At 47.3% G+C, this 11759-nt stretch carries 12 protein-coding genes; 2 read left to right on the top strand and 10 right to left on the bottom strand.

The features are described 5' to 3' along the window. Nucleotides 1-124 precede the first annotated feature (124 nt). Both ACYCS5_RS16245 and ACYCS5_RS16240 read right to left on the bottom strand, forming a co-directional pair. Nucleotides 125-682 carry a GNAT family N-acetyltransferase gene (locus ACYCS5_RS16245; protein WP_459759790.1) on the bottom strand — a complete coding sequence of 186 codons (558 nt, stop codon included), beginning with the start codon at nucleotides 680-682 and terminating at the stop codon, nucleotides 125-127. A gap of 115 nt (nucleotides 683-797) precedes the next feature. After that, entirely contained in the window at nucleotides 798-1841 is a 1044-nt protein-coding gene (locus ACYCS5_RS16240) for an iron ABC transporter permease (RefSeq protein WP_165149259.1), read from the bottom strand. Nucleotides 1842-1959: 118 nt separating this feature from the next. On the opposite strand from ACYCS5_RS16240, the gene ACYCS5_RS16235 reads away from it, so the two are divergent. Then, on the top strand, nucleotides 1960-2835 hold the full coding sequence (locus ACYCS5_RS16235) for a hypothetical protein (protein ID WP_318628170.1): 876 nt from the start codon (nucleotides 1960-1962) through the stop codon (nucleotides 2833-2835). Next, on the top strand, nucleotides 2828-3442 hold the full coding sequence (locus tag ACYCS5_RS16230; RefSeq protein ID WP_069010139.1) for a hypothetical protein: 615 nt from the start codon (nucleotides 2828-2830) through the stop codon (nucleotides 3440-3442). Before ACYCS5_RS16235 ends, ACYCS5_RS16230 begins: the two co-directional genes overlap by 8 nt. A gap of 69 nt (nucleotides 3443-3511) precedes the next feature. On the opposite strand, the gene ACYCS5_RS16225 is transcribed toward ACYCS5_RS16230, so the two are convergent. The 8 genes from ACYCS5_RS16225 to ACYCS5_RS16190 form a co-directional block, all read right to left on the bottom strand. Further along, on the bottom strand, nucleotides 3512-3967 hold the full coding sequence (locus ACYCS5_RS16225) for a hypothetical protein (protein WP_069010140.1): 456 nt from the start codon (nucleotides 3965-3967) through the stop codon (nucleotides 3512-3514). 49 nt (nucleotides 3968-4016) lie between these two features. Continuing rightward, complete coding sequence (locus tag ACYCS5_RS16220; protein WP_049816962.1) at nucleotides 4017-4979, bottom strand: ABC transporter ATP-binding protein; 963 nt, start codon at nucleotides 4977-4979, stop codon at nucleotides 4017-4019. Continuing rightward, complete coding sequence (locus ACYCS5_RS16215; protein WP_241113454.1) at nucleotides 4972-6009, bottom strand: ABC transporter ATP-binding protein; 1038 nt, start codon at nucleotides 6007-6009, stop codon at nucleotides 4972-4974. Before ACYCS5_RS16215 ends, ACYCS5_RS16220 begins: the two co-directional genes overlap by 8 nt. 75 nt (nucleotides 6010-6084) lie before the next feature. After that, complete coding sequence (locus ACYCS5_RS16210) at nucleotides 6085-6930, bottom strand: ABC transporter permease (RefSeq protein WP_459759789.1); 846 nt, start codon at nucleotides 6928-6930, stop codon at nucleotides 6085-6087. A 4-nt stretch (nucleotides 6931-6934) separates the two neighbouring features. Next, nucleotides 6935-7885, bottom strand: a complete 951-nt coding sequence (locus ACYCS5_RS16205) for an ABC transporter permease (protein ID WP_029516889.1) — start codon at nucleotides 7883-7885, stop codon at nucleotides 6935-6937. A 72-nt stretch (nucleotides 7886-7957) separates the two neighbouring features. Continuing rightward, a complete protein-coding gene (locus ACYCS5_RS16200; protein WP_459759788.1) occupies nucleotides 7958-9577 on the bottom strand; it encodes an ABC transporter substrate-binding protein in 1620 nt (539 codons plus the stop codon). A 156-nt stretch (nucleotides 9578-9733) separates the two neighbouring features. Further along, nucleotides 9734-10096, bottom strand: coding sequence for a DUF1304 domain-containing protein (locus tag ACYCS5_RS16195; RefSeq protein WP_013308326.1), 363 nt, complete (start codon nucleotides 10094-10096; stop codon nucleotides 9734-9736). Between the two features lie 130 nt (nucleotides 10097-10226). Continuing rightward, entirely contained in the window at nucleotides 10227-11738 is a 1512-nt protein-coding gene (locus ACYCS5_RS16190; RefSeq protein ID WP_029516892.1) for a methyl-accepting chemotaxis protein, read from the bottom strand. Between the last annotated feature and the right edge of the window lie 21 nt (nucleotides 11739-11759).

The raw sequence follows: 11759 nt of genomic DNA, 5'->3' as shown, positions 1-11759 counted from the left end.
TTTTTCTTTTGGAGGACTCTGATATGACAGCGATCAAGGGAAAGTAAAGGCTGCACAACAAAAAAAGAAGAATGCAGATCACCTGCTTCCTTCTTTCGTATTCCTTGAGCTATAATTCAGTTTTCTAAATCTTTATTAGCATCTTTTCAAAAGTATTATAGCCGTTCGTTTCGCCTATATACGTATAACCGCATTGTCTGTAAAACTCGCTAAGCTTGTCATTGCCCGCAATACAGTCTAAACGGATTCGATCCTTGCCTGTAAAGTGGATACCTTGTTCAATCCATTGCATCAGCTCAAGGCCTAGACCCTTCCCGGTGCTATCGCGATCCACAACCAAACGATGCAGATATACTGAGGTTCCTCCCTCAGAATCCGTTTCGTCTAATCCCCACAACTTACGGTCCCATGCACTGGGCTGCTGCTGCAAGATCACTGCGCCTGCCAAGCCATGATCCTCTGATGCTCGGAAAATAATCACTTCTCCACGTGCAATAGCGCCGCCTAGGTTGTGATCATCTTTTCCTTTTAGTAAGCGTCCCCATTGCGTAGAGCCTTTGCTGTGCAGCCACCTGGCCGTCTTCAAAATTAACTCCTGCACCTCAGCCTGATCTTCAGCACTTGCTTGAAAAGCCATTAATCCTGGTTTGACGGATGATTCGACAATATTCATTGATGTCATGCTGCACCTCAACTCTCAAATTTTCCTTATGTATAAAATATAGCATAAAAAATGAGCGTCTGATGATCTGGCGGAGCACCTATGATAACAGTGCCAGTGGTCTGGCAAATGTCGTTCAGAATCTACTGCTTTCAAGCAGAGAGCTTCTTTTCCATTCTCTCCACACCATAAAGATCAAAAAGGGTATGCCGATACAGGCCAGTACTGGGGTTACGGGAAACCCAACCGGCTCGTTGATTCTAGCGGAAATGACTTTGGCCAGCATTAACAGACCGCCCCCCCAAAAGACGGAGCCCAAAATGAGAAGCCGTGGACGGTTTCCGATCATACAACGCATGAAATAAGGCACAATAAGTCCTATATATCCGATGGTACCACATGCCCACACAGTAACGGCGGTCAACACAATCGCAAATGGAAGGTATAACGGACTTAGCTGCTTGGGGAATGCAAACACAGATCCCGCAACGAGAATTGTAAGCAATGCAAGCCAAAACGTGAATGATCCTTCTCTTATTCCCCAACCTCCCTGAGAGATTGCCCACTCTTGCTGATATCCTCCATATTCTCCAAGTAACATAATAAATCCCGACGCTGAACGAAGGACAACATCAATAATGAAACCAATTATGAATAAATGAACTCCCGCAGACCGTCCTCGAATGAAACGGATTTTATTCAATGTAAATACAATGAATCCCCCAAATACTGCTCCTGCAATACAAAGAGCCATACTACCAAAGGAATCTATGTCCATCCCAAGTAAAAGGACAACACATAGCCCTACCATTGCCCCAGGCATAAGTCCGGTTAAGGTTGGTGATGCAAAGCGATTAGCTGTTCGTAATTGTAAAAGAGTGCCTGAAACAGCCAGACATCCACCAAGCAACAACATATCCAATGCAAATGGCATACGAATTTGATATACAACTTCCTTTAATGTGGGATCGGGATTTGAAGAAAAAAGCACTTCCAATACCTCTGTATAGCTGATAGGAAATATACCCGTGATTAGCGTTAGAAACAAACCAAGGATCAATAAAGCAAATCCTGTAAACAACGTCAAAACAATTCTTCGTGGGCGTAGTGGAGCTGCGTTCGGCTCAGCGGTGATCGTCCCACCTCCACATTCACCCACATGTATTTCTTGTTCACTCATCAGATTTAAAAGATCCCCTTTCCTCATTTACCATAAAATATGAATACTACTATACTCTTATCGGTCATTTATGGTGAAAAATGTAACCTTTCTAATCTTTTCAACCGATGATATCCGTATGAGAACAGTTGGAAAGGTTGTGAATGAGGTGCCAAGCCGTAATCCATATCTCCTCAAAAAGATATTTGGCATTAACAAAGAACGTATACTCATTTTCGCGCTGCTGCTGATCCCGGCTATCGCCGCCTTTATTGGAACACGGCCTATGCCTGCACAGTATATTTTGCAAGGAGAAATGCATCCGGTCAAAGATCTTGGCGTTCAGGGAAGCGTGTTTTTTTCGTCTGTTCAAACGGGTATTGCTAACAATCTCCTGGAGCGTTGGAATGTATATTCCAGTGAAAATGTATCCGGGGGTGCGATTAAGTTTGAACCCATTGCCCCTGATGAAGTGGACTCTTATTTGAAGGACCTTTCAGAGACGGACACGCTAAAATATTCTGCTATGCAAGCTGTACATGCAGCGACGGAATTAAGTGTAGACAGCGAAACAGGTGGTGATTCAACACCTTTCTCGAATCTTAGCAAATTGGAGGATGCTCGCTATGCGGAGCTATTGACTCATTTGCAGGATCTTGCGGGGAATTCCTTGGGTCTGATGACAGGCATCGGACTGTATGAGGAAGCCAATAACATCGACTTTTCAGATGGCGGACGTCACAAAATTGCAGGCACTGGCACGATGGAAGAATACGGGGATGTCGGATCGGTCGGTGGGCTGGAGCAAAAACTGCTGGGAGCCGAGGCGGCAAAGGTTGATCTATTTTTCGTACCGGCAGATTATGAATGGTATGGGGAGGAAGGCAACGAAGCAGAGGCTGCCCGAGTCCAAAAGGAACATGGACTCAAGCTGCGCATTATCCCCGTAGAAACACTGGAGGATGCTATCGTGTATTTGAAGCAACTAGACTGGGAGGAAGTACATCTTGAATGAATCAGATTCCAAAGCATTTCCATCCAAGACAGCTGGCAGCGTACACCAAGCCTTGCTAGCGGTGGGCACTATAGGTGAATTTATTATCCTTATTTTTACGTTAGTGTATATTTACGCAAATGATTTTTATTATGATCATCTATACGAATTGGAGCAAAAATTTACAGTCTTTAGCTTTGTTCTGTACTACATGTGTTTTGTAACCTATCTGATCTGGCTAGTTCAAGTACATAAAGCCATCCGGCAAAAACATTCCGATTATCCGATTCGTACCGTGGGAGCCATTGCTCGCATGATTCCTTTTATTAACTTGTGGGGATTCTCCAATACATTCACCCATATTTATAGGTACTTTGCGCTCCACCCCGAATTGGGGCGTAAAGCTCGTTATATTCAAAAGATGATTGTTCCGCTATATTTTGTCTGGTTTGGTGAAGGAATTATTAACCGGATTCTTATCTTACATTTTTCCCAAATGGAATCGATGTCCATGTTGTTGGGAGCTATTATGCAAACCACCAGAATGGCCTTCTTTTACTGCATGACACGGATCATTCACAATAGTCTGGTTATGCTGAATAAAAAAGATGAAGAAGAATTGCAATAAAAAAACGAGCTGGCCTCCACGTCAGCTCGTTTCAATTTCTGGTAAAGTATATTACTTCATCCCCAGGATTTAATGCGTCTGTGAAGCAGGTACAATTCGGTATAATCCTGAAGTCTCGCCCTCCGCGGGACGTACTTCCTGGATGACCCAGCCTAATGACAGTACCCGCCCAAGCCGATCATACTCAGCCTTCGTCAGTTCGGATGTAACGGCTTCGCTTCCTTCCTCCAGGGACAGCTCAGGCTCCCGCCCGAACGCAACGGCAATCCACGAACGAATGCCCCGGATCGTATTGTACTTGATCTGATATCCATCCGTTACCGCGCTGACAAACACCTCCGGCTCTTGGGACGCCAGCCCAGTGACAAGCTCTGTATAATCAAAATCGGATGGTCCGTCCGTTGGCAGCTCATTTTGCTGCACCCGACGGATTAATTCCTCTTGGGACCAGCCTAAAGAGCGTAATGATTCCAGCAAGAGCGCGTCCCATTGGGAAATACGTACTCTTTTCGTCGATTCAGTCATCGTTTTTTGCCTCCTTTGGGTCATGCACATCGTACAACCGATCTTAACCCTAACGGTTAACCGGGTATGCTACATAATGGCCGGGACTGATTTCTCTCAGCTCGGTTGCACTGTTGTTATCCTTGTCCCATACTAATGAACCGTCTGGTTGGGCCAAGCTTCCCCCCAGTCCCTCGCGCTCTCCGACTGCTCTCGGATCAGGCACAGGGATAGAGGACAACAGCGCCTGCGTATAAGGATGAGCGGGCTGCTCATACAATTCATCTGCATCAGCTACTTCTACCAGTCGCCCATGGTACATCACACCGATTCGGTCTGAAATATGCCGCACCATCGACAAGTCATGGGCGATGAACAGGTACGTCAGCCCGAACTCCTGCTGGAGATCCTCCAGCGTGTTAATGACCTGCGCCTGGATGGACACATCGAGTGCCGAAATCGGCTCGTCACAGACGATGAACTCGGGGTTCACGGACAGAGCACGAGCGATGGAAATCCGCTGGCGCTGCCCGCCGCTGAACTCGTGCGAGTAGCGGTACAGATGCTCTCGCTTCAGCCCTACCTTCTCCAGTAAAGCCACTACGGCATCCTTACGCTCACTCCCCTGATGCAATCTGTGAATATCCATCGGCTCACCGATCAGGTCAAGCACGTTCATACCCGGATTAAGAGAGGAATATGGGTCCTGAAAAATGCTCTGAATGCGCCGACGCAGCGGCTTGAGCTGTTTATCGTTCAGCTTGGAAATATCCTGGCCGTCAAAGCGTACCGTACCTTCTGTATAATCGTATAACCGTGTCAGACAGCGTCCAACCGTTGATTTCCCACTACCTGACTCACCGACCAGTCCGAACGTCTCGCCACGCTTGATTTGAAAGCTCACGCCATCTACCGCCTTGAGCACCTCAGAGCTACGCCCTAACAAATCCTTTGCGGTCACAAAATGCTTCTTAAGCTGGTGTACCTCTACCAATGGCTGATGCTCACTCAATACATTATTTGCTTCACTCACCGTTATTCCCCCCTTCCGTATGGCCCGCTTCGGGCGTCTCGTAGACTCCAGCAGGCCCTGCTTCCGGATCGTTCAACCAGCAGGCTGCTCGCTGACCCGGGCGCAGCTCTATCATCGGCGGCCGCTCCACACAGCGGGCAAACGCGTGCGGGCACCGTTCCATGAACGGACAGCCCGATGGCGGGTTCAGCAGGTCCGGCGGCGTGCCCTCAATCGGCACTAGCCGCTCACGGAAGCCGTTCGTACGCTGGGGCACAGAGCGCAGCAGGCCCTGCGTATACGGGTGGCCCGGACGATAAAAGATATCGTCCACGCGTCCCTCCTCCATCACCATGCCGCCGTACATGACGATGACACGGCTGCACACCTGGGCGACGACGCCCAGATCATGGGTGATTAGAGCAATCGACATGTCGGATTGCTGCTTCAGCGTCTTGAGCAGTTCCAAGATTTGCGCCTGAATCGTTACGTCCAGCGCTGTAGTCGGCTCATCTGCAATCAGCAGCTCCGGGCTGCACGAGAGCGCCATAGCAATCATCACCCGCTGGCGCATCCCGCCGCTGAATTGATGCGGGTATTGGTTCATTCGGCGCTCCGGCTCGGTAATGCCTACTTGTCGCAGCAGTTCTACAGCTGCTTGCGTAGCCGCTTCCTTGCTCAGTCCTCGATGTCTGCGAATCACCTCGATCAGGTGATAGCCAACCTTTTTGACCGGATTCAGCGAGGTCATCGGGTCCTGAAAGACCATCGCAATCTGGTTTCCACGTATTTTGCGCCATTGCTTTTCCGTCAGAGCGGTCAGACTTTGTCCCCGATAACGAATATCGCCGTTCAGCCGCTTGCCCGGCGGGGCAATCATCGACATGATCGCTTTCGCTGTAACACTTTTGCCGCTGCCGGATTCTCCTACGATTCCTACCGTTTCTCCAGCATCAATGTGAAAACTAACCCCTCGAACTGCCTGATTTTCCCCTTCACGAGTGAAAAAGGAGACCTCCAGCTGTTCGACGGACAGTAGATGTTCTGTCATCGTGTTTTCGCTCCTTCCTGTCGCTCCTGGAGCCATTTGTAATGGGCCTGTACTATGAATCTATGAAACTATAAATCATCGTTTTACTAATTTGGGTTCAAAGCCTACACGCAGCACATCTCCCAAAACATTAAAGCTCAACACAGTCAGTAAAATAAGCAAACCCGGGAATAATGCCATATATGGGGCCTGTGCAATATATCCTTGGGCATTATTCAGCATACTGCCCCACGTAGCATTCGGCAGCTGAACACCAAAGCCGAGGAAGCTCAGTGACGATTCCATCATAACTGCTGAAGCGATATTGTTCGTCGCCCCTACGATAATTACCGGAATCAGATTAGGTACAATGTGCTTCATAATAATACCAAACGTACTTTGTCCCGAAGCTTTGGCGTATAGTACATACTCCCGTTCACGCAACGTCATTGTCTCTGCACGGACCACCCGGGCAATGTTCATCCACATGAGCAAGGCGATAATGACAATGATATTGCCGACGCCCGGCTTCAAAAACACACTCAGCAGCAAAATAACCAAGAAAGACGGAATCGACATGATCAGCTCCAAAACCCGCATAAGCAGATTGTCGATCCATCCTCCAAAATACCCGCTCACAATACCTACCACTGCACCGATACTGGTCGCAATAATCATGGACGCGAAGCCTACCAGCAATGATACACGTCCGCCGTACAGTGCTCTTGTAAAATAGTCCCGCCCATAATCATCCGTTCCAAACCAGTGTGCCGCTCCCGGTGGTTGGAGACGCTCCAGCACGTTCAACTTATTCGGGTCCTGCGGCGATAAAAATGCGGAAATCGCCCCCAGCGAAAATACAATCAATAGTATGAGGGCGACGGCGCCCATTTTGCTCGTCATCAGCTCGATCCCGATGTTGCGCCATTTGCTCCGATTCATGAATTCACCTCGTTGATTTAATTCTCGGGTCCGCAATGCTGTACAAGATATCCGCAAGCAGATTACCCAGGATCAGCAGCAGAGCGGAGAATAAAGTAATCCCCATGATGACAGGATAATCCATCCCTTTTACCGCCGTCATGCCCAGCGAGCCAATGCCCGGCCAGGAAAATACCGTCTCCGTCACAATGGCTCCAGCCACCAAGTCCGCAACCGACATTCCGAGCAGCGTAATGATGGGCAGCAGCACATGCTTGAGCACATGTCGAAACAAAACTAGTCTTTTTCCAGACCCGAACGCGTATTGAATCTGCACGTACTCTTCCTTGAGCTGCGTAATTGTGCTGGAACGGATGTACCTCACATACACAGACAGAAAACCGAAGGCCAGTACAAAACATGGTAAAATCCCATGCTTGATCACATCCAGCACCGAGTCCGTACCGATGGTACGCATCCCAGTACTCGGAAGCCAATGCAGATAAATCGCAAACAAATAAATAAGTAAAATACCGAGCCAAAACAGCGGAACAGAAATCCCGATGTACGACATCAGATTAATGAGCTTGTCGATCCAGCGATTCCGATTCGCCGCAGCCGTCAAACCAAGTGGGATGGCAACCAGCACGGCAAGTATGATGGATGCGCCCATTAACCCGGCTGTAGCCGGGAGACGGTCGAGAATCTGATCCAGCACGGGCTGGTGATTAATTAGCGAGTAGCCGAGATCACCCGTTAGACTCTTTTTAAGCCATAATATGTACTGCACGTAAGCGGGCTGGTCCAGCCCCAAGCTATGCCTCATTCGTTCAATGTCTTCCAGATGCATATTCGGTGTAACAAAAGAGAGAACCGGATCACCTGGGGCCAGCTTGATCAAGCCGAAGCAGACGATGGACACAAAAAATAGCATCGGTATAACTTGCAGCAACCTTCTGGCGATGAGTTGTCTCATACGTTTCCCTTCCCCTTGCTGTTTTCGAAAAAAATAAGCTGGTTAGCCCAGCTTATTTTTGAAAACCCTGTCTTATTTGTGATAAATTTTGGACAAATCCTCGAAAATCACGACCGGCTTCAGCACAGCCTGATCAATACCGCCATACTGCTTGTCGAAGGCTACAATAGTCTTGGTGTAAGCAATCGGATAGATGACAGCATCCTCAGCCAGCAGCTCTTGTACCTTTTTATAAATTTCTCCACGTTTATTCGTATCCGACTCACCCGCGCCCTCTTCCAGCAGTTTATCCACTTCTTTATTTGAATAATGCGAATAGTTGGAGGACGATCCGGTGCTATACAAAATACGATACGCGTCAGGGTCATACCCCATGATGTAGCCGCTGATCGCCAGATCAAAGTCCTTGGCATTCGTATCGACGAACTTTTGCGACCATGCCGATGAATCCATGCTGTTCACGTCCAGCTGAACGCCTATGTCCTTTAACTTCTGCTGGATATAGAGTGCTTGTGCTTCCTGTACCTTGTTACCGCCCGGAATGATAATGCGCAGTTTCAGTCCTTCAGCTCCAGCCGATTTCAGCAGCTCTTTTGCCTTGTTCACATCATTATTAAAAAATGCAACGTCGTTCGTGTGATACAGTACGTCCTGTGTCAGAGCAGATTTTGCAGTGTCTGCATAATCCTTGGAGCCATAGGAAACTTGAATCAACTCATCCTGATTTAATGCATAAGAAAGCGCCTGACGCACTTCTTTTTTGTTCAGCTGCTTCGTATCACTGTTTTCATTAAACATCAGATAAGCCAAGCGACCTTCGCTGTAAGGGAAAATGTCAAACTTATCTGTTGCTTTAATGGTCTCCACATTTTGCGGATCGAGATAGTTTACATTAATCTCACCATTTTGAAGGGCCAAATTCGCAGCATTTGAATCTTTAACAATCCGGTATGTTACTGAATCCAGATGCGGCTTTCCGCCAACATAGTTATCGAACCGTTCGAGTGTAACGTACTCACCGGTTTTGTACTCTTTAAATTTGAAAGGACCTGATCCAACCGGAGAGTTGTTTTTTGTACTTTTCTCAATATCCGCTTCATTCTCGAAAATGTGCTTCGGAATCGGGGATACCTGTACCAGTGCTGCCTCAAAAGCAGGAGCTGGCTGAGGAAGTTTGAAATCCACCGTTGTATCATCAACCTTGCTCGCCTGAACCGGTTTGCCATTAACCATAAAATTACTTCTCAAAAAGCTGTGCTGCTTCTCATCCAAAATTTTGTTAATGGTGAAAACAACATCGTCAGCTGTCAGCTTCTCGCCATCATGCCAAGTCAGATTTTTTTTCAGTTTTAGTGTATAAGTCAGCTTGTCTGCTGAAGGAGTCAGACTGTCTGCCAAATAAAATGTCTTTTTGCCATTGTTCACTTGAAATAATGGTGCGAATATCGCCTGGTCTATCGTCAGACTTACCCGATCACCCGCATAATTCGGATTCAGCACCACCGGATCAGCTTGTACGCCAATGATTAGGCTGCCACCATCTTTAGGCTGTCCGTTATCAGCTGTTGTGGTAGCTGTGCCGGGCGTATTCCCATTCGTCTCAGACGTAGATCCAGAATTCCCGCCGGAGCATGCACTTACAACCAACATCAATACAATGAATACCAATACACCAGTCAAATTACGACGCATCGCTCTAGCCCCCGTGTCCTCTTAGTATGTAATGAATTTATTATAAATTGGAATAGTCGGATTTACAATCGGTCAAAAACTGTTTATTCCCCTTGTCATTAGCATTCCAGACATTATGTGATCGAATCTAGAAAAAGACACCCGTTAAGGGTGTCCTCAGAGTATCCACAAACTGATTAGTGCCAGGATGGCAGGCAGACCTTGCTTTAATAAAATAGACTTATTGGCAGTTAATGCACCATATACCGCAGCCACTACCACACAAATGACAAAGAATAATTGGATTTGCCGCCCGATTACAGGTTCCGGATAGAACAAGCCCCACACCAATCCGGCTGCCAAAAAGCCATTGTACAGCCCCTGATTTGCTGCCAGGGATTTGCTTGCTTCCGCCAGCTCCTTCGAGGTGCCGAACGTACGCATCGCCCGCGGAGTCGTCCACAGAAACATTTCCAATATTAGAATGTACACATGCTCCAGAGCTACAATTCCGACCAATATTGAACTAAGTAAGCTCAAGTATATTCCTCTTTTCCACATAAAGTTACTATGAGGTGATTTTTAGATCTATTCTCGAAAAGTATAGTTCATCTTCCAAAAACAGTAAAGAGACCGCGCCTAAGGCCCGGCCTCATTTCTACATGAAGCCTTACATCGTTCTCGCGAAATCCAACAAAGCTTTGGACATGCTGTTGATCTCGTCCGTAGATGCATTCACTTGCTGAGTTAGGGCGGCTTGTGTCTGTGTCAGCGTAGACATGTTCCCGATATTGTGCAAAATCCGCTCGATGAGTGTCTTCATTTCGTCCAGACTGGTCTCGATATTTCCGGTCGCATCAGCACTGTGAATAGCGAGTTTTCTCACTTCATCTGCGACTACCGCAAAACCCCGCCCCTGCTCGCCCGCACGCGATGCCTCAATGGCAGCATTCAGACCCAGCAGATTCGTTTGATTTGCAATCTCTTTAATGAAGTTGGAAATGTTTTGTGTCTCTTCTGCACTGACTTTGGCTTGATTCGCTGCGTCTGTCGATTGCTCCTGAGCCGTAGCCAGCTCCTGCGCTTGGTTACTAACCGAATTAACACCATTCACCATTTCCGTAATGGAATCGGAGAGATGCTGGATCTTGAGCGTGAGTTCATCCGCAATAGCCTGCTTTTCCTTTTCTATTGTAATGTCACGAATGGTACCCGCAATCCGAATAGGCACTCCCTTGCTATCGCGCAATGTTTTTCCACTGCAATAATACCAGCGATGCTCACCATTCTTACGCACCAAACGACATTCCATTTCATAAGGTGTGCGCCCTGTATAATCATTTAAATGATCATTCAAAACTTTAATCGCCATTTCGGCGTCCTCAGGATACAGAATTGAAGCCCAACTGCTAAGCTTGCTTGGGAAATCTTGCTCATCCTTAAAGCCCAGCGTAGCCCGGAATTGCGGTGACCACCAAAATATACTATCCGGATTCTCAATGTCTCCTCCAATAATGTTTACATCGTAAGGAGCCTCCACCAAAACACGATTAATGAGATCGTATCTTGTAACCAATGCCTGAAGCTCCTCAGACTTAATCTTCTGATCGTGCACATCCAACAGAGCGCCTGCAATCCGAAGCGGCACTCCCTGCTGGTCACGGATCGTCGTTCCGGTAGCCCGGAACCAACGATATTCTCCATGCTTCAGCCTCAAGCGATACTGTACGTCATAAGGGGTCTTTCCCGTAAAGTCCAGTAAATGATCAGACAATTCTGCCAAAGACCTGTCATAATCTTCGGGATGCAGCCGAGATGACCAGCTATCTAATACATTAGGGAAGTCCTTTTCGCTCTGATACCCCAGCATAGAACGGAATTCTTCTGACCATGTGAACGTATTACTTGGATTGACAGGATCACCCGCAATGACCTCCATGTCCCATAAGCCAATCTCTATAGCCTTGGTAACAAGCTTCAAACGGATATCAACATGTTGAGCATCATTTTTCATGGACTCTATCGCTTGGTTAACATTGTTTGCGATTTCTTGAACCTCAGGAGAAGCTGAGGAAACCTGTATTGCAGCAGAGTAATCTTTTTGCTGTATTCTTTGTGAAAGTTTGCGGCTTTCTTCTACTAAAGGAGCAAGTGATTGAGACTCATTTTTCTTGAGAAACATATATGATCTTCCCTTCTAAGC

This window comes from Paenibacillus sp. SEL3 (genome assembly GCF_054602585.1).
This window is presented reverse-complemented; position numbering and strand designations above follow the sequence as displayed.

Coding starts and splice junctions, on each gene's coding strand:
- ACYCS5_RS16235 (WP_318628170.1), top strand. CDS start 1,960: ATGAGAACAGTTGGAAAGGTTGTGAATGAGGTGCCAAGCCGTAATCCA.
- ACYCS5_RS16245 (WP_459759790.1), bottom strand. CDS start 682: ATGACATCAATGAATATTGTCGAATCATCCGTCAAACCAGGATTAATG.
- ACYCS5_RS16215 (WP_241113454.1), bottom strand. CDS start 6,009: ATGACAGAACATCTACTGTCCGTCGAACAGCTGGAGGTCTCCTTTTTC.
- ACYCS5_RS16240 (WP_165149259.1), bottom strand. CDS start 1,841: ATGAGTGAACAAGAAATACATGTGGGTGAATGTGGAGGTGGGACGATC.
- ACYCS5_RS16205 (WP_029516889.1), bottom strand. CDS start 7,885: ATGAGACAACTCATCGCCAGAAGGTTGCTGCAAGTTATACCGATGCTA.
- ACYCS5_RS16190 (WP_029516892.1), bottom strand. CDS start 11,738: ATGTTTCTCAAGAAAAATGAGTCTCAATCACTTGCTCCTTTAGTAGAA.
- ACYCS5_RS16200 (WP_459759788.1), bottom strand. CDS start 9,577: ATGCGTCGTAATTTGACTGGTGTATTGGTATTCATTGTATTGATGTTG.
- ACYCS5_RS16210 (WP_459759789.1), bottom strand. CDS start 6,930: ATGAATCGGAGCAAATGGCGCAACATCGGGATCGAGCTGATGACGAGC.
- ACYCS5_RS16225 (WP_069010140.1), bottom strand. CDS start 3,967: ATGACTGAATCGACGAAAAGAGTACGTATTTCCCAATGGGACGCGCTC.